The sequence below is a fragment of the Paenibacillus sp. YAF4_2 genome, assembly GCF_052113225.1.
Classification (GTDB): domain Bacteria; phylum Bacillota; class Bacilli; order Paenibacillales; family Paenibacillaceae; genus Pristimantibacillus.
Genome location: NZ_JBFRCT010000003.1, coordinates 209,563 through 232,521, shown reverse-complemented (window position 1 = coordinate 232,521; position 22,959 = coordinate 209,563). Strand labels below are relative to the sequence as shown.

General features: G+C 46.0%; 20 protein-coding genes. 7 read left to right on the top strand and 13 right to left on the bottom strand.

Annotated features, from left to right (window positions below; genetic code table 11):
* Window positions 1–150: 150 nt before the first annotated feature.
* The 4 genes from AB4Y93_RS08635 to AB4Y93_RS08620 form a co-directional block, all read right to left on the bottom strand.
* Window positions 151–1,893 carry a peptide-binding protein gene (locus tag AB4Y93_RS08635; protein WP_441890919.1) on the bottom strand — a complete coding sequence of 581 codons (1,743 nt, stop codon included), beginning with the start codon at window positions 1,891–1,893 and terminating at the stop codon, window positions 151–153.
* Window positions 1,894–2,242: 349 nt separating this feature from the next.
* Window positions 2,243–3,199, bottom strand: a complete 957-nt coding sequence (dnaI, locus tag AB4Y93_RS08630; protein ID WP_441891606.1) for a primosomal protein DnaI — start codon at window positions 3,197–3,199, stop codon at window positions 2,243–2,245.
* Between the two features lie 23 nt (window positions 3,200–3,222).
* Entirely contained in the window at window positions 3,223–4,743 is a 1,521-nt protein-coding gene (locus tag AB4Y93_RS08625) for a helicase DnaB (protein WP_441890917.1), read from the bottom strand.
* A gap of 152 nt (window positions 4,744–4,895) precedes the next feature.
* Window positions 4,896–5,183 (bottom strand): YuiB family protein, encoded by a 288-nt coding sequence (locus tag AB4Y93_RS08620; protein WP_167280474.1) that lies wholly within the window; start codon window positions 5,181–5,183, stop codon window positions 4,896–4,898.
* 157 nt (window positions 5,184–5,340) lie between these two features.
* Here AB4Y93_RS08620 and hemQ point away from each other — a divergent pair, with 157 nt between their 5' ends.
* The gene (gene hemQ / locus AB4Y93_RS08615; protein WP_441890915.1) at window positions 5,341–6,087 is read left to right on the top strand and encodes a hydrogen peroxide-dependent heme synthase; all 747 of its coding nucleotides are present in this window, start codon (window positions 5,341–5,343) and stop codon (window positions 6,085–6,087) included.
* 606 nt (window positions 6,088–6,693) lie between these two features.
* Here hemQ and AB4Y93_RS08610 read toward each other — a convergent pair.
* Together AB4Y93_RS08610 and AB4Y93_RS08605 are read right to left on the bottom strand one after the other, a co-directional pair.
* Window positions 6,694–6,954, bottom strand: coding sequence for a hypothetical protein (locus AB4Y93_RS08610; protein WP_167280476.1), 261 nt, complete (start codon window positions 6,952–6,954; stop codon window positions 6,694–6,696).
* Complete coding sequence (locus AB4Y93_RS08605) at window positions 6,954–8,147, bottom strand: NAD(P)/FAD-dependent oxidoreductase (RefSeq protein WP_167280477.1); 1,194 nt, start codon at window positions 8,145–8,147, stop codon at window positions 6,954–6,956. Before AB4Y93_RS08605 ends, AB4Y93_RS08610 begins: the two co-directional genes overlap by 1 nt.
* A 338-nt stretch (window positions 8,148–8,485) precedes the next feature.
* Here AB4Y93_RS08605 and AB4Y93_RS08600 point away from each other — a divergent pair, with 338 nt between their 5' ends.
* Together AB4Y93_RS08600 and AB4Y93_RS08595 are read left to right on the top strand one after the other, a co-directional pair.
* Window positions 8,486–9,487: an NAD(P)/FAD-dependent oxidoreductase gene (locus tag AB4Y93_RS08600; protein WP_441890912.1), complete on the top strand. Its 1,002-nt coding sequence runs from the start codon at window positions 8,486–8,488 to the stop codon at window positions 9,485–9,487.
* A gap of 216 nt (window positions 9,488–9,703) precedes the next feature.
* Complete coding sequence (locus tag AB4Y93_RS08595) at window positions 9,704–9,940, top strand: hypothetical protein (protein WP_441890910.1); 237 nt, start codon at window positions 9,704–9,706, stop codon at window positions 9,938–9,940.
* A gap of 9 nt (window positions 9,941–9,949) precedes the next feature.
* Here the strand turns inward: AB4Y93_RS08595 and sda are convergent, their stop codons facing one another.
* The 3 genes from sda to AB4Y93_RS08580 all read right to left on the bottom strand — a co-directional run bounded on the left by sda (window position 9,950) and on the right by AB4Y93_RS08580 (window position 13,332).
* Window positions 9,950–10,093: a sporulation histidine kinase inhibitor Sda gene (gene sda, locus AB4Y93_RS08590; RefSeq protein WP_441890908.1), complete on the bottom strand. Its 144-nt coding sequence runs from the start codon at window positions 10,091–10,093 to the stop codon at window positions 9,950–9,952.
* A gap of 285 nt (window positions 10,094–10,378) precedes the next feature.
* Complete coding sequence (locus AB4Y93_RS08585; RefSeq protein WP_441890906.1) at window positions 10,379–11,050, bottom strand: YheC/YheD family protein; 672 nt, start codon at window positions 11,048–11,050, stop codon at window positions 10,379–10,381.
* 128 nt (window positions 11,051–11,178) lie between these two features.
* Window positions 11,179–13,332, bottom strand: a complete 2,154-nt coding sequence (locus tag AB4Y93_RS08580) for a DNA topoisomerase III (RefSeq protein ID WP_441890904.1) — start codon at window positions 13,330–13,332, stop codon at window positions 11,179–11,181.
* Between the two features lie 176 nt (window positions 13,333–13,508).
* On the opposite strand from AB4Y93_RS08580, the gene AB4Y93_RS08575 reads away from it, so the two are divergent.
* Both AB4Y93_RS08575 and AB4Y93_RS08570 read left to right on the top strand, forming a co-directional pair.
* Window positions 13,509–14,663 (top strand): metallophosphoesterase, encoded by a 1,155-nt coding sequence (locus AB4Y93_RS08575; protein ID WP_441890902.1) that lies wholly within the window; start codon window positions 13,509–13,511, stop codon window positions 14,661–14,663.
* Window positions 14,664–14,712: 49 nt separating this feature from the next.
* Window positions 14,713–15,660, top strand: a complete 948-nt coding sequence (locus AB4Y93_RS08570) for a hypothetical protein (RefSeq protein WP_441890900.1) — start codon at window positions 14,713–14,715, stop codon at window positions 15,658–15,660.
* Window positions 15,661–15,681: 21 nt separating this feature from the next.
* On the opposite strand, the gene AB4Y93_RS08565 is transcribed toward AB4Y93_RS08570, so the two are convergent.
* The 4 genes from AB4Y93_RS08565 to AB4Y93_RS08550 all read right to left on the bottom strand — a co-directional run bounded on the left by AB4Y93_RS08565 (window position 15,682) and on the right by AB4Y93_RS08550 (window position 20,343).
* Window positions 15,682–17,610 (bottom strand): ABC transporter permease, encoded by a 1,929-nt coding sequence (locus AB4Y93_RS08565; RefSeq protein WP_441890898.1) that lies wholly within the window; start codon window positions 17,608–17,610, stop codon window positions 15,682–15,684.
* Window positions 17,585–18,361, bottom strand: coding sequence for an ABC transporter ATP-binding protein (locus tag AB4Y93_RS08560; RefSeq protein ID WP_167280486.1), 777 nt, complete (start codon window positions 18,359–18,361; stop codon window positions 17,585–17,587). Before AB4Y93_RS08560 ends, AB4Y93_RS08565 begins: the two co-directional genes overlap by 26 nt.
* A gap of 204 nt (window positions 18,362–18,565) precedes the next feature.
* Window positions 18,566–19,627, bottom strand: coding sequence for a sensor histidine kinase (locus tag AB4Y93_RS08555; RefSeq protein WP_441890895.1), 1,062 nt, complete (start codon window positions 19,625–19,627; stop codon window positions 18,566–18,568).
* Window positions 19,624–20,343 carry a winged helix-turn-helix domain-containing protein gene (locus AB4Y93_RS08550; RefSeq protein WP_441890893.1) on the bottom strand — a complete coding sequence of 240 codons (720 nt, stop codon included), beginning with the start codon at window positions 20,341–20,343 and terminating at the stop codon, window positions 19,624–19,626. Before AB4Y93_RS08550 ends, AB4Y93_RS08555 begins: the two co-directional genes overlap by 4 nt.
* A 283-nt stretch (window positions 20,344–20,626) precedes the next feature.
* Here AB4Y93_RS08550 and AB4Y93_RS08545 point away from each other — a divergent pair, with 283 nt between their 5' ends.
* Both AB4Y93_RS08545 and AB4Y93_RS08540 read left to right on the top strand, forming a co-directional pair.
* On the top strand, window positions 20,627–21,958 hold the full coding sequence (locus AB4Y93_RS08545; protein ID WP_441890891.1) for a TolB family protein: 1,332 nt from the start codon (window positions 20,627–20,629) through the stop codon (window positions 21,956–21,958).
* 100 nt (window positions 21,959–22,058) lie between these two features.
* A complete protein-coding gene (locus tag AB4Y93_RS08540) occupies window positions 22,059–22,925 on the top strand; it encodes a phosphate ABC transporter substrate-binding protein (protein WP_167280490.1) in 867 nt (288 codons plus the stop codon).
* Window positions 22,926–22,959 lie beyond the last annotated feature (34 nt).

Sequence of the window (22,959 nt, the reverse complement as noted above, 5' to 3'; positions counted from 1 at the left end):
TTGCCTATGGCAATTCTACTTCGAAAGCATAAACCTAGAATTGTCACTGCTTTTTGTGGCAATTCTTACTTTGTGAGCATCAACCTAAAGGTTTACAAGGAAGAAGAGGGCCATGCCCTCTTCTCCTGTAAACGATCGGTTGTACGCTGCTTATTCGGCCAGCCACCATTTGATCATGTGGTAGAAGTATCCTGTTTGATGGGTTGGCTCTGGAGCATCTTCTGGGGCATACTTCACTTTTGGTCCGATACCTTGCGGATTACCGTATTGATAGAGGAATACATAAGGCAGATCTGTGGAAATTTCAGTTGCGATTTGACCGTAAATCTCTTTACGGGCTGCTTGATCTACAACGGAGTATCCGTCAACCCATAACTTGTCGAGCTTATCGTTCTTGTACCAGCCGCTGTTTTGACCTGCTGGCGGGAAGTATTTCGATGAGAAGATACTTTCACCGTCTGGATCCGGATTGCTAAGCGACCATCCAAGGAGAATGGCAGGGTATTTGCCTGGCGTAATGTTCTGATCAATCCAGGTTGCGAAGTCAATCGCTGTTGGCTTCACTTCAATACCAACGTCTTTCAGGTTTTGCTGAATAATTTGGGATACGGCTTCACGGCGGCTGTTACCGGCGTTGTATTGCAGCTCGAACGAGAAACGGTGGCCGTCTTTTTCGAGAATACCGTCTTTACCTGGTACCCAGCCATCTTCAGCAAGCAAGGCTTTTGCTTTCTCCGCGTCATAGGCATAGTTAACTGCTTTGTCTCCTGGATCTGACCAGGAGCCTGGCAGGAATGGCGCGTTCATCAGGGCACCTGTACCTTTCAGGACATTATCGACCATGCCTTGGCGGTTCAGAGCATAAGCAATAGCTTGACGGCTCTTTTGCGTGTTGAATGGAATGAACTTATCTGGGAAGTTGTTTGCATCAAAGTTGAAGCTGATATATTCGTAAGTTGAAGTTGCCCCTTTGATCACATTAATCTTGTCATTTTTCTCTACCGCTTCAAGCTGTGTAATCGGAATCGCAAGTGAAGTATCAACATCACCCTTAATCAGAGCTTGAACCTCGGTATTTTGATCCGCATAAATTTTGTACACAACTTTTTGAATGTTTGGCTTCACTTCACCCCAGTAATTCGGATCCGCTTCAAGACTTACGTATTGACCTGTCTTCCATTCCGACCATTTCCAAGGACCACTTGTAACCGTCTTGGCAGGATCCTTACCGAATGGATTAGCCTGCAGTTCTTCTGGCTTCACATCCTTCAGAATATGGCTTGGCACCGGATTGAGCATCAGGGAGTACTGGAATGGTGCATACACTTGCTTCAGAGTAATTTTGACCGTGTAGTCGTCGACTTTCTCTACACTGCCAACCTTGTCATAAAGGCTGATACCTGGTGCACCTGTTTTTGGGTTAATCACTGTATTAAGGGTAAAGACCAAATCTTCTGCAGTGATTGGCTGACCATCACTCCATTTGGCCGTATTTTTCATTTTTACGGTATACGTTTTGCCATCTTCCGAAACCTGTGGAAGCTCAGCAGCGATCGACCATGGCTGTACAACCAGGTTGCCGTCGCGGTCTAGATCATACAACTGGGCGAATAACAAATACTGCATATCGCCGGATGCCGTATCATTTACGAAAATAGGATTGACCGATACGATGTCGGAGAATGTACTTACTGTTAATGTACCGCCTACTTTAGGCGTATTAGGATCTTCAGATGGTTCTGCGGAAGGGGATGYTGACTCGTCTGCTGTTGTCGCTGTTGGTGATGGAGAATTGGTACTGTTACCATTGTTATTACTAGAACAGCCTGCGATTACGATAGCCAAAATACTTAATAGAAATAAAAACTTCATGGGTTTCTTTCGAGTAATCATCCTATCTCCTCCTCTAATTAGCACGTGATTTTATCAGTCCGTTTGGTGCCTGAATGATCCACTGCCTTTCTATTTGTTCAAATATTTTAATTTTTCTGAATATTTGCATTATAAGTATTGCTTTCCATTTACGTAGCGTTCATAATCTCAGATGACAGCCTTATTCTGTATTCATATAAACCAATTCTATCTTCCAACGTTGCACATCCTGAACTTTATTTTTCCAAGTATGTAACATTTTCTCACCTCCCCTGAGGAGAGTATACTACAAGTTATTAACGCGGTAAATAGTTAAAGTATTTTCACAAAAAGAGGCTGCACATGTGAACAAATGTGCAGCCTCTTCCTCTTATTTACGGCCTCGCTTATTCTCACCCGTTACCATAACGACCTCGACATAAGGCTTGATCCGATTCATTAGACGCTCACCTTTATACTGTTCATCTCCATCTTTGCTTGTAAAACTGAAGTGTTTCTCCAGTGCATCAAGCTCATAATTAGAGGTGTATAGCGTAGGCTTACGGTTCATCCGGTAATTGAGTATAGATCCAAGCACATGATCTCGAACCCATGGATTCAAGTTCTCTGCGCCAATATCATCAAATATTAGAAGATCGGTTTCCTTCATAATCTCTACCGTCTCCCGCAGTTTCCCAGGCTCATGCATCATAGACTTCAAGTCTTCTACGAATTCCGGCATATAGACGATCGCTCCAGAGTAACCTGCCTTTGCAAGCTCATGCAGGAGGTAGCACATTAGGAACGTCTTGCCTGTACCGAATTTCCCGGCAAGATACAAGCCTTCCTTTTGCAGTCCTTCTTCCTTCGTCTTATCAATATAAGCTAATATTTGATAGGCCGCTTCCGTCCGTTTGGCATCTTTAAACAAAATTTCATCCGCCGAGTAACCGTTGTTAAGTGCCACTTCATCCACATAGAAGCTGCGGATCCGGTTCTTGATCTGATCCTCGCTGCGCCTTGCTATAAACTTCTTGCAAGACACCTTCCGGTCTATCAATTGGACTTGATCACTTACAGTCTCGCAGGATAACAACGTATAATGTCCTTCGAAATCATTCGGGCAATTGTCCAGACCCGGACAATTCGAGCAGTTGCGATATTCCTTCACATATTGATAGACGCGATTCATATTCATACGAACCGCTCTTTCATCCAGCTCAGGGTGCTTGATGAACAGACGCTCAACAAGAGGGTCCGCCATTAGCTCCCCAAGCCTTTGATCTGCTTGATCGTTTAACGACTTTCCGCCAGGCCATGATTTCAACATTTCACCAAGCGATTCCATTCTCATTCACCCCGCCTTTTGTTTTATCCCTTGCCATCCAGCTTTCTTGCCAGCCTGCGCATCTGCTCCAGCTTCTCTGGCGAAATAGCTGCATCATCACTGCCTTCGTCCTGCACAATCGGAATAGACGGCTTACGCGAGATTCCCCCGCGTGCACCATTACGGGAATTGCCTTTTGCCCCGGTCTGCCCAGCAGCTGCTCTGGCACTGCGGCGCTCCTTGTCCGCTTCAACTTCAGCTTGCTCCCTCACGTAGAGTACAGCCTTCTCGAAAGTATCCACCTGCTTAACGAGCATATTGGACACTACAGCTTCCACGAAAGTTTTTGTTACACGCTGTGCGTCGTTCATACCAATAACATAATGAATGAGAACATTAATGACAGGTGCCGGAAGCTTGTAATTGAGGTCAATCCGCTCGAAGGATCTTTCTATCCAATCAGGTACCGCTCCTGGGAAAAAGCGCTGCAAGAATCGTGTATGCGGCTCATTCCGCATGAGCATATTGTATTGCTGCACATCACATCTGCCAGCCAACTGGCTTGGTACAAGTAAATGATATTCTTCCTGCACACCGAACTCAACGAGTTCTTCCTCAGACTCATTAGCTTGTTCCGTTGCTGCCTGAACACGGGCGAGGGTACGCTGACGATCGCCTTCACGTTTCTTGTCCTGACGGTACAGCTGATTCGCACGAAGCTGTATTTCATCTACAATCAGCTCACCGCTTGAAGCGAAAATTCCATCCTCATCCAATAAACGGCATATGTCCGCTACGGATAGATTGTATTTATATGCGACATAATTGACTTGGGCAAGCTGCTCGTTATTGCCGCGCATACGTTCTACGAAACTCCGGTTCGCAGAGTTACGAGGGAATCTTAGAATAATCTCACCATAAGGAATACCTGCTGTCTCAAGCTGGGCTCTTGGTGCTGCCTGACGTGTAGGCGCAACCTCTGTAAGTGCTTGCTCAAGCTCTTGGTCAATCGAATGCGTATTAAGCTGAAACAGCTCATAGAACGGAACGGAAATATTTTCTTTCGACAGTTGACTGTTCACGAGCTCATCGGGCTCTTGGGCGCCAAATGATTCACGAAGCGATATAACCGCATATTTGCCGATCTTGTCCCGAAGCAGCAGCGTCAAATGCTGGTTGCGGAAAAATTCACTCGGCGACATAGGCTGTGATAGCTCATACTCATACATAATATCTGCCTGATCCGGCACGCCGACCCGCGATGTCTGCAAGAGGCCAACCGCCTCAAGCCGCGAAGCCTGGTCAATTAAGTATTTTCTGCTTTTTTCATTCATCTCAAGTCCAAGTCCAAGGAACAGCTTACGTTGAGTCTCAATGGTAGAATAGCCCGAGGTGCCTTCTGCGATCCCGTGGTAAAGCTGTTGGTACAAAGCAATAGAAAAAGCGCCTATCATCGGCTGATAAATAAGCGATAACATTTTATAGTCCAAGCTGCTTAGCGAAAAATCTCGGAAAATGTAATAACGATGATTCTCTGTATATTGCAGTAGATTACCGATGCGCAATTGCATCTCTCCATCTCATAACGTACTTTCTATCATTTTAACATAAAAAGAAGAGGTGGGGACGAATACAAAAATAGAAATATGAGGGGTTCCCACCAAATAAAAAACGGCCTCGTGCCCTTTACAGGGATAACGATAACCGTTTGTGAAATTTAAAACATCTTATATCCGCCGCGACGCAGCGCGCGAATCGCCCATCCGCTGACATACGCCCCTGCCAAAGCACCAAGAACAGGAATTACGTCGACATATGTAAACTCCGTGAAATTATCGACAAACGAAACAGTATCATCCCAAGTCTGCCAAATATAAACCGGCAACAGTACAATGATAAACGCATAAATGGGAAACCAGGTTGTTTTGAGAAGCATGTTAAGTATAAAGCCGATGCCGAACATCATAACTAGGAACAGCACCGTAGCTACAATTAATTGAAGCATGTCCTCTTCTCCTTTGGAAAGTCTCGCTCTTCAGTTTAAATAATGGAAATAAGGAAGTCAATTAGAAGCGGCTATTTGTCACAAGTCCGACATTTGCTCTAGCGGAATTGTTTACGATACAATGTTAAAAGCAATGCGACGAGAGGAGATTTTAACCATGAGTGAAGTAGCCATTACATTAGAAGGCTGGTATGCCCTGCATGATTTCCGTTCAATGGACTGGGCGGCATGGCGGCTTGCAAGCGATAAAGAACGGAGCCAAGCACTGGACGAGCTCCAATCCTTCCTGACAGAATGGAACAGTGTGGATGAGAACAAACAAGGAAGTACAGCGGTGTATTCGATCGTTGGCCAAAAAGCTGACTTCGTCTTCATGCACCTTCGTGAAACACTTGAAGAGCTGAATGATATCGAAACAGCATTTAACAAAACACTATTTGCTGAATTTACACAACCTGCTCATTCCTATGTGAGTGTTGTTGAGCTTAGCAACTACGTGAATTCGCCAGGCAGCGATCCGTTGCAAAATCCGGAGATTGTTGCGCGCCTGAAGCCATCCCTTCCGAAAGCAAGACATATTTGCTTCTACCCAATGAACAAACGCCGTTCTGGCAATGATAACTGGTACATGCTCAGCATGGATGACCGCCGCACAATGATGCGCAGTCATGGCATGATTGGACGTAAGTATGCAGGCAAAGTAAAACAAATCATCACCGGTTCCGTTGGTTTCGACGACTGGGAATGGGGTGTTACGCTGTTTGCCGATGATGCGCTTCAGTTCAAAAAGCTGGTATATGAAATGCGCTTTGACGAAGTTAGTGCACGTTTTGGTGATTTCGGTGATTTCTTCGTTGGTAATTTGCTTGACTCGGAGAAGTTTGTTGCAATGCTGAAGCTGTAGGTTAAACGGGAGGACTGCGCAGTTGAATGTTCTTCCGATCGCTGTTGTTCTCAAAGTTGTCCGAATTTAATTAGATAAGGTTAAACTTTGAGAACAAAGGCGAACGCTTAAAAGCATTCTGAACAGAAAGCTACTTCGTAAGCATAAGCTGCTTCTCCAGAAACATTCAGCCTGCTCCATCCTCGTTTAACCTGTTTTATAGACAAGTGACGCCACAGGGTAACTCCTGTGGCGTTTTTTAATGATAGACGTCTTCTTTATAAGTCCCAGCAATTACACTTATCACACTTCATAAGTTGGGAGACCGTTGAAATACCCTTAATCTATGCTAACGAACCTACATCACGCTATTTGCTCGAATTGGATGGTTTAATAATTGTAACGAATCCTAGTAACGTTATTCCCTGCTTTCTCGCCTCGATTTGCACGAAACTAGTCAAATAGAATTACCAAGATTCGTTAGGTTTAAGAAGAAGCCATTTCTCGATAAATAAGGTGACTACGATTCGTTAGTCGGTTTAACAGGTAAGATCGGCTAGGGCAGCGGAAGGATCGGCGATGATCTTGCCAATAAAAAAGGCTTTCGCCTTAGCGAAAGCCTCTTACTTATTCGTCGTCGTCTTCGTCCAACAGGCCGAGACGTTTCTGTTCCAGATAAAGCTCTGTCGCGCGGTCGCGCTCGCGGCCTTTTTCCTTCAGCCGTTCAATCGCTGGCTGGATGAGGAGGTCTACTTCTTTTTGCACCGTATACGACAAATCATGACGCATCTGCGATTCGAGAAACGAGCCGACTTCCATCAAAGCATTGTAGCGGTCGAGTTCGTCCCGTGTTAATAATCCGCGGACTTGAACGCTGCAGTGACGCATTATAGGAATTTCCCTTTGCGCAGCACAAGCGGAATACCGCCGATAATGAACAGGTAACGCAGGTCAATCAATTTTTTCAGCCAAGCAGCCGTACGGCCCTTGTACTTCTTGCCGAATGCGAGACCAATGGCTTCCCCTTTACCAAGCGATGCAACTGTACCTTTATTGCTGAACGTGAAGCTCTTCAGCGGTTGGTTACGTATGGATGCAATCAGGTTATGTGCACATACAACACCTTGCTGCATTGCAATTTGTGCTGTTGGCGGGTAAGGACGGCCTTCTGGATTAAACATCAAGGAATTGTCGCCAACTACATAAATGTTCTCATGGCCAGGAGCACGCAGATTCTCATCTACTTTCACACGTCCGCGCATCGTTTCAAAACCAGCATCTTCAATCAAACGATTGCCGCGGATACCGCCGGTCCAAATAACCGTCTGCGATTTAATCTCTTCGCCTTCACCTACAACGACGCCATCTGGCGTGCATTCTTTAATTGCTGTTCCAATACGGAACGTTACGCCCTTCTTCGTCAATATGTCCATCGCGTATTCGACGAGCTCAGGGTCAAAGCCTGGCAGAGCGGTTGGTGCTGCTTCAATATTATAAATTTTCACGAGTGCTGGATCAACGTCAAACTGTTTGCACAGTTCTGGAATACGATCAGACAATTCGCCAACAAATTCGATACCAGTAAAGCCTGCACCGCCAACAATGAAAGTAAGGTAGTCGGTACGATGCGGTTCACGCTTGAAGCGTGCAAATTGATATTCAATATGCTCACGGATCAAACGAACAGAGTTGATGCTGCGAATATTCATCGCGTACTCGCCAAGACCAGGAATACCAAATGTTTCCGGCTCTCCGCCGAGACCGATGACCAAATAATCATACGATAATGTTCCATCCTCTAGAATAACCTTTTTATCCTGCGGGCGAATTTGTACGACTGTTGATTTCACGAAGTCGATCTTGAATTCGTCAATCAGCTTCGAAATGCTGACACGCGCATTCTCAGGATTATCCGTACCAGCAGCTGGCATATGCAAATGTGTCGTAATATAGTGGTAATCGTGCTTATTCACTAGTGTGACGTCAGCCTCGTTATAATTAAGTTCTTTTTGCAACCGCAGTGCAGTAAGCACACCGCCGTAGCCAGCTCCTAAGATGACAATTTTGGGTATGTTGCTCATCGTATGATCCCATCCATTCCTTAGCTTGTTTATGTGTCTTTGTTTGTGAAAAATTACACAATCCGTGCTGGATCTATATTTTTCAACCAGCGAATTGTGTCATTTATTGGTCCGATTATCGCTCCGACATCTCTTTAGCCAGCTTTTTCTTCTATATCGACTGGTCCAAATTCGGCGCCATACATACAATACATCAGAAATATTACATAGTTTTCACTTAAACTTCAAGAGCAAAATATACGAAAAACTTTAGAGCAGCATACAAATTAATATTTCCTTCTTTGAAATAGCAGGCATATAATAGGAAGCAGATCATCAAAACTTTGGAGGTGCTTTCCATGTCATCCTTTGAATCGCCCGAAAACCTTGTAGATATTATCATTATTGGTGGTGGACCTGCCGGACTATTCGCGGCCTTTTATGGCGGTATGCGCCAGGCTTCTGTGAAAATCATTGAAAGTATGCCTCAGCTTGGTGGACAGCTGGCTGCTCTTTATCCCGAGAAGTACATATATGACGTAGCCGGATTTCCAAAAGTTACAGCCCAAGAGCTAGTTGATCGATTAATTGAGCAGGTTGGTTTATTTCAGCCTGAAGTATTATTAGAGGAGAAAGTTGTATCCGTAAATAAAAAGAACGAACGTTTATTTGAAGTCATAACCAATAAAGCTGTACATTATGCAAAAGCTGTTATTATTACAGCCGGCGTTGGTGCTTTTGAACCCCGTAAGCTGGAACTGCCAGATGCTGTACAATACGAGAAGAGCAACCTGCACTACTTTGTTGGTGATCTTAGCAGATTCAAAGGACAAAGGGTACTGCTCACAGGAGGCGGGGATTCTGCCGTTGACTGGGCACTGATGCTTGAGCCTATTGCAGAGAGTGTGACGCTTGTACATCGTCGGGATAAATTCCGCGCGCATGAGCATAGTGTGGAAAACCTGATGAACTCAAAAGTTAACGTGGTGACCCCTAAAGAAATTACAGCACTCCATGGCGATGGCCGCATTAATAGTGTGACAATTACCGATGTTAAATCGAAGGAACAAATCGAGATCGAAGTGGACTCCGTCATCGTGAACTACGGCTTTGTCTCCTCTCTTGGCCCAATTGCCGAATGGGGAATTGAAATTCAAGGCGGATCCATTGTTGTAGATACACGAATGGAGACAAGTGTCAGCGGGATTTTCGCTGCTGGAGATATTACGACGTACCCTGGCAAGCTCAAGCTGATTGCCGTTGGCTTCGGCGAAGCGCCTACCGCTATAAATAACGCAAAAGTATATATTGACCCAGAAGCGAAGCTTTCACCTGGGCATAGCAGTAATATGAAGCTGTAAAAGTAATTCCATTGTGGTGAGAAAACCTATATCGAAGCCCCTCGAAGATGTGCGACCGCGCTTAGTGGTAGGTTTTATCGCCAAATGGAATTCTAGTTTCATTAACTCGTGAAACTTATGAATTCCATTGTGGTAAAACAAAAATAACAAGGGTATCCTAACGTTGGCGTTTCATTCAAGTGCAAGCAGTTGCACGAAGCCAAGGAGGATACCCTTATGTTTTGTCCTGTATGCAATGGCATGCAGCCGTTGGAGGCAGCCTGCGCCAATTGTGGTCAAACGATGGAAGATTGGGGCCGAATGACGGATTGGATTGGTCCTTACGCACCTTATGTGCCACTAGAGACGGAAAAGGGATGGATAAATCAATCGGCCGATGAAATAAACTGCATGCATGTTGCGTACTGCCCGTCCTGTTCACAGACGTTAGAGGCAGCTGTCACCGAATGGTGAACAATCTCGTTAAGAGAAGTTTGATGCGCCAGTCTTGGTTAATTGTCTGCGTTTCATCTCGAGCAGCAGCATTCGAATAAAATCATCTTCTAGATTGTACTGAATGGCGGCAAGGTAGGTGTCTTCCAGCAGCTCGTCTGAGAGCAGCTCCATATATGGACACTTCCTTTCTTCCTAAAGTTTCCTAAATCTGTACACATCGTATCATGCTCTTTTCCCTTCAACAATGGCCCTGCTTATACACATCCCCTTGTGGACAGGCTGTGCATGATATGTGAATACGCGTCGAAAAATGAGGGTTTAGCACAGTGGATGATGTGGATACTTTTATACACAGCCTTTTTTTTCCAAACTTTGATAAAAAACTTTAATCGGAAATCACCACCCCATAAATGGAATATATTGATAATAGATGACATAGGATTGTAGATTCAAAGCCTATTGCGGCCTTGTATTTACCTCGAAAATCCAGATCTTGCCGTTCACATCAATGCCATAATCGAAACCGAGCTGAGCAATACCAGGGAACCGCTCCTCCAGCATGCTGGTCGACAGGACTGTCAGGTCACGCATCTGCTGCTTCTTGACTTCGACCAGCGATGCTGACAAAGATCTGCGAATACCTGCCGCTGCCGTCACCATCGTTCCTCCTTGGCATAAATTCGTAACAAACAAGCCTGGTTTAGCAATCCTCCCAACCATCGATCGGTATTCCCACCCGGCTTCTGTCTTCACATACTTCACACGATAATCAATCGGACGGCCGCCGACCTTGGCCAGACGAATCCCCTTCTGAATCAGATAAGGACGCCCTTTCCGTTTTTTGTCGAGCCCTGATTTTAAAGCATCGAAACTTGTAAAATGATTGGTTGTCGACGAGGAGGTGAAACTGAAGCCTCCACTTGTCTTCATCACTTTAATCACGCCATGTCCGCCAGTGCCTACGAGCGGCTTAATAACCACCATTTGATGCTTGTTAAGCATGCTTCGTAAATTGCCGGCACTATACCTCTTTGTCGGAGGGATATGCGGAGCAATCGACGGATTAGCAAGCAGCGCTGCTTGCTTGGCCCATTTGTCAGGAACCGGTCTGCCAAGTTGATCCTCCATGCTATCAATCTCCTTTCGATATTTAGTAGCATATGAAAGATTGAAGGTGGTCTCTTGGATGGATAACCAAGACTTGCGGCTTTGCGACAAAAAAAGAGCCCAGTTCCACAGAACTGAGCTCCCTCAAATTAGTCTTCAGTTTGCTTATTCATAGCTGCCTTCAATGCATCCGCAAGACTGTTCGATAACGACACGTTATCGCTGTACTGATCAATCATCTTCTTCTGCTGATGTTTATTAACTCGTCCGCCTTGCTTATCACCAAGCATCTCGATGACATTACAAGGCCTGCACTGCGCGTATTTGCCTGCTTTGCCGTTATGGATCTCCATCTTCTTATGGCATTGCGGACAACGCTTATTCGACAGCGCTGGCTCCGCCTGACGACGATAGCTGCATTCCCGGTCCGAGCAGACAAACGATTTGCCGCGTTTGCCCTTCACTTCCATTAGCAGCTTCCCACATTCCGGACAACGGGAATGGGTCAGATTATGAGGCTTATATTCCTTCGTTTCATTTTTCACAGCGTTAACCCATTTATTGGCCTGCTCACGAATACCCGCCATAAACTTAGCGGCATCCCCTTTGCCAAGTGCGATCCGCTCAAGCTCCCGCTCCCATTCAGCCGTTAGATCAGGACTTCGCAGCTCGTCCACAACGAGTTCGATTAACTGCTTGCCTTTACCTGTTGGAATGAGACGGTTTTGCGTCCGCTCGATCGTCTCTGTAGACAGAAGCTTCTCAATAATATCAGCGCGAGTAGCCGGCGTGCCTAGCCCATGCTTCTCCATCTTCGAGAGCAGGGATGCTTCGGTGTAGCGGGCAGGAGGCATCGTGCGCAGCTCCTTCAAGCGGCTCTGCTTGACCGGAACAGCTTGCCCCTGTACAAGCGCAGGCAGCAGCTGCTCTGGCGTTCTCTTGTCCTCACTGCGCTCATCCTCATCTTCATCATCCGATGCGAATCGCGAATCATTGCCTGCGTAAAGCTCCTTCCAGCCGATGTCCTTCTGTATCTTCCCTTTCGCATACAGCTTATCTGCACCAACGGTTAACGTTACACTTGTTTCATCGTATTTATACGGCGGGTAGAACAAGGAGATAAATCGCCGGACGATGAGATCGTAAAGCTTCCTCTCATCATTGCTTAATGCCGACAGATTCACATATTCATCCGTTGGAATAATGGCGTGATGGTCACTCACTTTACTGTCATCAACAAACCGTTTCGTAACGGCCAGCTGTCCGCGCAGCAGCTTCCGGGCAAGCGGCGCATATGGTCCAACCGCAACGCTTTCAAGCCGTCCTTTTAACGTTGGAACGATGTCGCTCGACAAATAACGAGAATCCGTACGTGGATAAGTCACGAGCTTATGCTGCTCGTACAGCTTCTGCAAGACATTAGATGTCATTTTCGCCGAAAAACCTAGACGCTTATTCGCTTCCCGCTGCAGCTCGGTTAGATCAAATGCCTGCGGATGTGGTTCTAATTTCTCAACGGTGCGCAGCTTGTCTACTTTCGCCTTCTGTCCTTGCAGGCGTGCAACAACAGCATCCGCTTCCTCGCGGCTCCACAATCTGCCGTCATGGGAGTCATTCTGACGCCACGCTGCCTGGAAATCTCCAAACTCAGCTGAGACGGTCCAGAAAGGCTGCGATTGGAACTGGTTAATTTCCTTCTCCCGATCCATGAGAGCGCCAAGTGTTGGCGTCTGAACACGTCCTGCAGCCAGCTGGGCATTATATTTCACGGTAAGTGCCCGTGTAACATTCAGACCAATCAGCCAATCCGCTTCCGCGCGGCACACAGCCGAGGCATACAGGTTATTGTAGTGCTGGCCCGGCTTCAAGGCCTTGAAGCCATCTTTAATAGCTTTGTCCGTCTGGGACGAAATCCAGAGCCGCTTAAACGGCTTCCGCCAATGGACAAGCTCCATAATCCATCTCGCAACAAGCTCACCTTCCCGTCCAGCATCGGTAGCGATAATAAGCTCACCGATATCAGAACGCTTGCAGAGCTGAGCAACCGCCTTATATTGATGTGATGTCTCGCGCATCACCTTCAGGTTCATCTTATTTGGCAAGAGAGGCAGATCCTCGAGATTCCATGTCTTGTATTTCGGATCATAATCCTCCGGTTCTGCTAAGGTTACCAGATGTCCTAATGCCCAGGTCACCACATACGATGGGCCTTCCATATAGCTTTTATGTTTGCTGCTGCAGCCAAGAACACGTGCAATTTCCTTTGCTACGCTTGGCTTTTCTGCAAGCACTAATGATTTCATTTCCTTATCCCTCTCTCCATTACATCCCGCGTCAATAAACCAAAGTATACTAGAAAAACGATGGTGAGACCAATGCCCGCCGCTTACAGCGCCTTATTTTACCCAGCAATTGCCGGTATGATATAGTAGTTTCACAATCCATCATCTTAATGAATGGTAACAAGGAGTGTGCCCTCGTGAAAGCTCGTTTTATTCCTATTATTACTGTTGTCTTCCTCCTACTCGTCCTCGTCAACTGGTATATCGGCTGGAACGGTTGGGAGTATCTGTCCACCATTACGGGACTGGATAACGCCCTGCCATTTGGCATCATTGTCGGCATTATCTCCATCTCATATATTATCGGCAGGTTTGGACAGCATCTGTCATCACCTTTCCGTCAAATCGCCTATGGGTTTAAGTACATCGGCTCTTACTGGTTCGCCGTTATGCAGTACAGTTTATTGATTCTTCCTGTGGCTGATCTTATTATATGGCTGCTTACCTTGATGTCTGTAGATTACGATACAGCCTTTGTAACCGTTGGAACGGCAGCCTTTGTCTTACTCGCAGCCATTCTGATCCGCGGCACTTGGAATGCCTGGACGCCTATCGTTCGCCCTTACCGCCTGACTATTCCTAAAAAAGCCGGTTCCTTCGATAAACTTCGCATCGGCGTAGCCTCTGATATTCATCTTGGAACCGTAGTTGGCAATCGGCATTTGGAACGACTGGTTCGTCATATGGAAGAAATGAAGCCGGATCTCATTCTGCTGCCTGGAGATGTCATTGACGACAGTATTCATCCGTTCATCCATCGAAATATGGCCGCTACGATGGGCAAGCTGAAAGCCCCTCTTGGCATCTATGCCGTGCTTGGCAATCATGAATACATTGGAGGCCATATTAAACAGTTTGTCGCTGAGATGAACAGCATCGGCATTCAAGTCCTCCAAGACGAAACGATTCTTATTCAAGACAGCTTCTACGTCATTGGACGGAAAGATTTATCGGCTAAACACAGCGATCCAGAAGGACGTTTGCCTATCAGTGAGCTGATTACAAACCTGGATACAGATAAGCCGCTTATCCTGATGGATCATCAGCCATCTGATCTGGAGCAAGCGTCGTTAAACGGGATCGACCTTTCCTTATCCGGTCATACCCATCGCGGGCAGATGGCTCCTAATCATCTTATTACACGCCGCATTTTCGAACTGGATTGGGGCTACAAGCTAAAAGGCAGCCTGCATGCGATTGTCTCCTCCGGCTTCGGCTTATGGGGACCACCTATCCGATTGGGAAGCCGTTCCGAGATTATTCAAATTGACCTTGTGTTCGAAACCAAATAAAGATCACTAGCGTATACAAGTGCATCTGATTAACCGCAAGGAGGTACGTATGGCAGATTCCTTTTTCGACCGTTTAACCGACGCCAAGGAACGTAAATATGAACTTGAGAAAGCCCAGCGCAGGCAGCAGCAATACCGTTCCAGATTAAATGAGCTGGAGCGGCAGATCATCCGGCTTGAGCTTGATCTTGAAACGGAGCAGGCTGATGTCGATAAGCTTACCCGGATGTCCTTGACGAACTTATTTCATACGATCCTACGCAGCAAGGACGAACAACTCGAATTAGAGCGGCAGCAGGCGCTTGCAGCTGCCCTTAAGCTCCAGGAAGCACAGCAGGAACGCGATAAGCTGAAGGAAGAGATATTTCAAGCCGGAGTTATCATTACGGATAATATCCAAGCCGAGCAGGAATATAAGAAGCTGATGATTGAACAGGAGCTTGCTTTGAAGAACCAGCCCGATACAGCTACTGTGCTGACCGTTATGGAGAATGAAATTGCGGAGCAGACCGTTGTTGTTCGAGAATTGAACGAAGCATTCACGGCTGGCAGGCGGGTACTTGCATCACTTGAGCCGGCCATCGAAAGTCTTGATAAAGCCATTAACTGGGGCAATTGGGATTTATGGGCCAATGGCGGTATGGTTAGCACACATATCAAGCATGGTCATATCGATGATGCCAAGCAGTCCATTGCAACGGCCAACCATCAATTAAAATCCTTCAAGGATGAGCTGGCTGACTTGAAGCAAAACCTAAATATTCATATAGATATCAGCAGCCTGCTGAAGTTCGGAGATTATTGGTTCGACGGCCTCATTACCGATTGGATCGTCCAGAAACGAATTAATGAAGCGCAAGACAGAACCAGTGAAGCGACTCATCAAGTAAGAACTGTCGTGAAGACATTGCAGACGGAATACACATCCGCAGACTCAATCCTGAGCGGTATGAAGAGCAAACGCATTGCCTGGCTTGAGCAGCAGCAAACCACATAAAACAGCAAAACAGCCAGCGCATTAAGCGCTGGCTGTTCCTCTATTTAATCCTTTGGAATAACTCATGCTGGCGAGCAGGAAGTAGATCGTCTGCATCACCACGAAGATCCCGATGATGACCAGGGAATATAGCCATACACTTGAACCCATCAGTCCATCCAACGCCTTCATAGCAAATAATGCATGGATGGTTCCGATAAGACAAGGAAGGTAGAAGATAATAGCGATTTGTGTCACTGTTATTTTCCGTATCTCCTGCCTTGTCATTCCAATTCGTTTCAATGCGTTAAACTGTGCTTGATCCTCCTGCAATTCCGTGAACATCTTAAAGTAAATCAAGCTGCCTGACGCAATAAAGAACAGTAAGCTGATGAACAAGCCGATAAACAGCGTCAGCGAGCTGGTATCTCTCATATTCGCATAGTTATCAGGCCGGGACCGATTGATTTGATCGATAAAATCATCAGATACTTCAAGCTTATTAAGCGCTGGACCTGCATGCTCCCAATTTTTCAACTCATAGCCGTACCATACGAGCTGATCTGCCTCCGGTACACCAGCGGTAATCCGATCATAATCAGCATCCCCCATAATGACCGTCATATAATTCAAATTGGTCTGGTTCATAATACTCTCCGAAGGTTCAGCAGCTGCATTATAATCAATGGGCTGCCCCTGAACACTGCCCGTAATCCTTTCAATTGGCGGCGAAAAAGAACCTGGCATAGCTGCTGTCCCCGGCTTCAAATGAAGCTGTTTTTTCCCTTTATCCTTCGCCAAACGGTTGTAGTCAGACTCAGAAATAATCATTGTCGCAGGGCTATACTCCATATCATTACCGTTGCTGCGTGTCAGTTTAATATTCGTTGCCGCGATACCGGTGACAATCTTCTCATCCGTAACCGGGAAGCCTTCGGCACGCAGCTGCGCTTTCATCGCATCCAAATCAATAACGTCATGACTATGAATTCCTTTCTCCATTACAGCTACTGTGTAGGGATAGAAATCATAAATCTGCTGTTTGGAGCTGATCTGCAGCAAATAAAATGTACCTGATGCTGTTAAAATAACAGCGCTCATAATCGACACCATAAACAAGATCCGCGCGTTATCCTTTAGCTTGTACCCAAGCTGGGCAAGCACGATCATATTCGTCCGGTTATAGAAGAAGGAATGCCGTTTCTGTAGAAAACGGATAAGCAGCACGCTGAATTGCGTGAACAGAAAGTAACTTCCAATTGTAACTGTAACGAGAATAAGCAGTGCCATATAGAAGAAGTTAAACGGATCTAACATAAGCGCCATCGTATAGCCCGAGCCAAGCGACACAAGTGCCAGTGCCACAAGCCATGGGGAAAAGATAAGCTGGCCCTTAGGCTTACGGCCTGCCTTAAACAAGTCGATCAGCTCTGATCTGCCAATTCGCAGCGATGTAAGTACGGCGATGGCCACGAATAAGATAAAGAAACCAAAGCCTGTAATTCCAATTGCCTTCAGTGGTACGGCAAACGGTATAGGATCCGTTACTTTCAGGAAGACCGACAGCGCCATAAAGAACAACTTACTAAACAACATGCCGAGCCCGATGCCTGCACCAATCGACAAAAGAGCAATAGCGATGCTTTCATAAATAACCAGCTTGCGAAGCTGGGCCTTTGTCATACCGAATAACGACAACAGGCCAAACTCTTGCTTACGAGTTTTCAGAAAGGCCGAATTGGAATAGAGGACAAACAGGAATGAGAAGATACCAATAATGTAAAGACAGAACATCATCCCTCTTCTTATTTTCGAAGCCTGCAAAATATGTCCGCTTACGACATCCGGGTGATAAATAAATGCCGAATACATATAGAAAATGAGTACAGAGAAGACGCAGCTTAGGAAAAAGGCGCTGTAGGAACGCCAATTTCCCTTCATGTTGCTAAGCGCGAGCGAACGGAACGTCATCGAAATTACCTCCCAGTACACTCAAAGCATCAAGAATCTGTTGGAAAAAGGCCTGCCGGTTTGTACCTCTGCGAATTTCGGAGAACAGCTTGCCGTCTTTAATGAAGACAATTCGCTCGCAATAGCTTGCAGAGAACGGATCATGCGTTACCATAAGAACCGTTGCGCCTAGTCTCTCATTCATATCCTTCAGTGCATCCATAACATCCTTTGCTGCTTTCGAATCCAGGTTGCCTGTCAGTTCGTCTGCCAATACTAGTGCAGGCTGATGAATGATTGCCCGGGCAATAGCAGCACGCTGCTTCTGTCCACCCGATACTTCATAAGTCCGCTTATCCAGTATGCTGTCAATGTTCAGCATGATCGCAAGCGGCTTCAGCTTTTCCTCGATTTTTCGAGGTGACACACCTTCCAGTACTAATGGTAAAATAATATTTTCTTTAATGGTCATCGTATCAAGAAGGTTGAAATCTTGAAACACGAACCCAAGCTCTCTACGTCGGAAAAGAGCCAGCTTCTTGTCGCTCAGCTTGGCAGGCTGTACCCCATTAATCTCAAGCTCACCTGATGTCGGCCGATCAATGGTTGCCAGCAAATTCAGAAGTGTGGTCTTACCGCTGCCGGAAGGTCCCATTACCCCAACAAATTCTCCCGCTTTTATATTCAGATCAATATCCTCAAGCGCCCGGTAGGACAAATTCCCCTTTGAATGATAGATCTTTCCAATCCCTTTTGTTTGCAATACGCTCATCGTAATAATCCTCCTCAAATGAATTGCCTCACAAAGCATCTACCTTTTGTGGTGATTCATGCTTCGAAAGCATGGGCTCAAAACTTGTAAATGTTCGATTTATTTGATTATGGACTCAGTATAGCGCCCCTACCGGCTATGTACCCATCGATTTACCTTTCAATTGGAGGCGTCAAACCTTACGATTTTGTCATGTTTCGTCATTTAATGAATCCGGTGGATACCTTCGGGACGGAAAATAACCATCGCCGTTGTACCCGCTCCGACCTCTGATTCAACAAACAGTTCATGGCCAAGGAGACCGCATACCTGCTTCGTCAAATATAAGCCCATACCTGTTGATTCTTCGACAGCCCGTCCATTCTCCCCCGTAAAGAAAGGATCAAAGATGCGTGGCAAATCATGAGCCGCTATTCCAATTCCTTCATCTATGACAGACAGTTTAGTGGCCTTATCATCCAATGTGGGCTCGATCCGGATGATCAACTTTTTCGAGCCTTGCTTTCTCTTTGAATATTTGATTGCATTCCCGATCAGTTGATTCAAGATAAAGGTCAGCCATTTCTCATCCGTTTCAACCATAGCTTCCCCCTCAATCCGAGGAAAGATGGCATGTCTAATACATAGCTGTTTATGTGCATTAATGACGCTTCGCGCCGCTTCATGCAGCGGGATCAAACGAAGATGCAAATCAAATTCGATCTTGTCGAGTCTAGCCGTATGCAGCATCATATCTAGCCCTCTTGTCATTCTCCCCGCTTCCTCACGAATGCTTTGGAACCGCTCTACATCCACGTCTTCCTTATTACGCTCCTGCAGCGTTTCCTGCACCAGCAGGTCAATAACCGATACTGGCGTCTTCATATGATGCACCCACTGCAGGACAAAATGATTATGCTGCTCCTGCTGCCTTCGGTAATGACTGAGTTCCGTCAAATAAGCACCATATTGCGCTTCAAGCAGCCGCTGAACTGCGAGCTGTTCCCTCGTCACTCCTGCTTTTACAACCATGGAGGCTTTGAGCTCTGTTGATCGGTCAATCGCATCATGCAGTTGTTTATAATAGGTACGCTGCCTCAAAAAGTCGATCGTTAAGCCTACAATCAGCAAAAAGACGGCCAGTTCGGCAAAATAATAGACCAAACCGGAATCCGCCTTGTCTTCATATCGCAATTTATCAAGAAGGAACATCGCACAACCAAGACCTGTCCCTAATAAATAAGTAACAATTAATACTTTTCGATCCCAAAGGTAAGATCGGATCATATCCTTGCCTCCCGAAGGGCTTCCCCATTCAGCCGATAGCCTTGTCCACGGACAGTCTCTATCGCTTTCATAATTCCGATCTCCTCCAGCTTCTTGCGAAGTCTTGTTACGTTAACGGTTAACGTATTGTCATCCACAAACTGAACATCATCCCATAACGCTTCAAGAAGATGCTCCCTCGTCACAATCTCATCCGGTCTTTTCATAAATGCTTCAGCCAGCAGACGTTCGTTCTTCGTGAGTTCCGTACGAAGTCCACCCCATTCAAGCTCATTACGGCTTAAATTCAAGCGAAGGCTGTACAAGTCCAGCTCCCCGCCACTCGCAGAAGAAGCAGTTGCTGCCGCATATTCTCCATAGGCACGACGAAGCGCTCCTTTTACCTTTGCAAGAAGCAGATCCAAATGAATTGGCTTCGGCAGATAATCATCTCCGCCATTTTCGATAGCCATTACCTGATCCATCTCCCCTTCTCGGGCTGAGATGAATAGAATCGGAACATTAGATCTTGTCCGAATTTGTCTGCACCAGTAAAAGCCGTCGAAATACGGCAGGTTGATATCCAGCAAAACAAGATGGGGCTCATAGGCGGCGAACTCCCCCAGTAAATCTTTAAAGTTAACGGCTCTTACAGCCTCAAACCCGTACTTTTCCATCGTAGATTTGAGAATCATGCCGATTTTGTCGTCATCCTCGATAATAAATATCCGATACATCTATTAATCCTCCTCTAATACGTAGAGCACCTTCCACACTGGATAATTCTATAAAATACAATCATGTCATTTTAGAATAGCAATTTCATCTTTTTCAATCAACTTAACAAAATCATTACAATTTCTAAATAATGGGATAATAATCCGCTGTTACACTAACTTAGGAAATCGAAATAGTTCCGACGCGGCTTGCGGGGGAAAAATCAAGGCCTATCATACATACCGACGAAGGGCCGTCGGACCTAAGAACTTATTCGAAAATAAGAAAGGTGACGAACAACAAATGAAAAAAGCAGTAGTCATTTCCGTGCTCGCAACAGCACTTGGAGCAGTAGCTGTTACTCCTGTCATGGCACAATCGGCGACACAATCGGCACAAGCTGTACAAATTGGTTCGACAACAATCTCCATCAACGGCACTGCCGTAGCGATCCGCACGATTGATGCTTCTGGTGTAACACTCGCTTCTGTACGCGACCTGGCCAAAGCTCTTGAAGCTTCGCTGAATGTAGCTGGCAGCACGATTACCGTTCAACTCAACCACAACGTCGTTTCGCTCAATGATGCGGTTACTGTTAATGGAACAGCTTTTGTTGAACCAGTAAGCTTCTTGAGCAAGCTGGGCGTTGGCTACTCGCAGGGCAACATCACAACGATCAAACTCCTTCAGGATGTGGATCAAGTGACTTGGGTGAATGCTTCCAAGCTGATCGTATCGAAATCTGGCGATACAGGCCGCGAGGATTACCTGGTTGATGCTGCGACTGGTAAAAATGAATTACTGCTTACTTCGTCTGACACGTCCGAACTGATTGTTTCCCCGGACGGTTCGAAAGCCGCTTATTCCGAAGAGGACGGCACCGTTAATATCATTGATCTGAGCACAAAGCAATCAACTAAAGTAAGCACAGATACATCGATTAAGAACGAAATGCTATTCTCAGCTGACGGAAGCTCGATCTTCTTCTTCCAAGGCGACAAAAACTCCGTTATCTGCAAGTTAACCCTGGCTGACGGCAGCGTAACAAAAATTTTAGAAGACAAAGTCGACTACAAAGCAAACCTATCGGTATCTGCTGACGGAACAAAAGTGGCTTACTTCCAAATCAAACAGCCAGTTGTGAAAAATGACGCTACAGATGTAAGCAAGGACGATGTAACCATCGATCCAACAGGTACAGAAACGCAAGCTTACTTCTACGACTCCGCAAAAGGAGATAACAAACCGGTTCAACTGACAACTGACAAGAACGACAAAGCATTCCTGGAGCTGTCCGCTGATGGTTCGAAAGCTTACTTCGTAAGCATCAACGACGATGCTGTAGGAAGCGTCGCTTCGGTAGATACAGCTTCTATTGAAGCAGCTAGCGTCTACAGCGCTGAAGATGTATATCAACTGAACCAAGCTGGCGGCAAGCTGGTCCTGCTGACTGCAAAAGGCGATGCAAACAGCATCAGCGCTCTTGATCCTGCAACAGGTACTGCAAGCAAGCTGTACAGCGTGTCAGATGGCGTATCCGAGCTTATCGTTTCTGGTAACGGTGATATCGCGGCAATCAGTGACGGGCAAGTAGCTGTTCCTGTAAACGGCAAATTCACAACAATCACTCGCTAATACACAATTCAATTAGCCATGCTTACGAAGCATGAATCATCACAAATGGCCAGAATTAGGCCATTTGTGTGACAATTCATTTTAGGAGGATATTAAAATAATGAAACTGAACTGGTTAAAAGTGGCTACCGTGGCCGCACTTATCGCAACAATTGGTCTTGGCTCCGTCCAAGCTCCTACTAAAACAGAAGCAGCTAGCAAGCTGTCCGGCAAAATCGTAATCAATGGCTCTTCCGCCCTTCTTCCGCTTACTCTTCAAGCGTCCAACGAATTCAAAAAGCTGAACCCGAAGGTTAAAATCTCCGCATCGGGAGCAGGCTCCATTACCGGTCCTCAATCAGTACGCAAAGGTATCGCTGATATCGGCGCGGTTGACTGGGATGCTACAAAAGCAGTACCTGGCTTCGAAGCTTTCACAGGTCAAGTAGCTAACAAAGTAGCAGTTACTCCTTTCGCTGCAGTAGTAAACAAAAGCGTTACAGCAACAAGCCTGACAACAAAGCAGCTGCAAGACATTTTCTCCGGTAAAGTAACGAACTGGAAAGAGGTTGGCGGCAAAGATGCTGACATTATCGTTGTTAACCGTGCTTTCGGCTCCGGTACTCGCGTTAACTTCCAGCAAAAAGCACTAAACGGTACAGACTTCATGACCAAAGGCAGCAACTACAAAGAAGTTAAAACTAGCGGCGACATGAAAACAGCAGTTGAATCAACTCCTGGCGCTATCGGATACCTCGACTTCGCTTACATCACTACGAAAATGACTGGCGTAAGCATTAATGGTGTTGCTCCAACTGTAGACAACGTAATCAACGGTAAATACAAAGTTTGGGGCTACGGCTACTACATGACTAAGGGCCAACCTACAGGTGTTGTTAAAGAATTCATCAAATATGTACAAAGCGCTAAGTTCCAAAACGGTTCTCTTAAAAAGCTTAAGTTCATCCCGCTTTCCGCAATGAAATAATCTAAGTTAATCGAATATAGGTAACAGCGGCCGT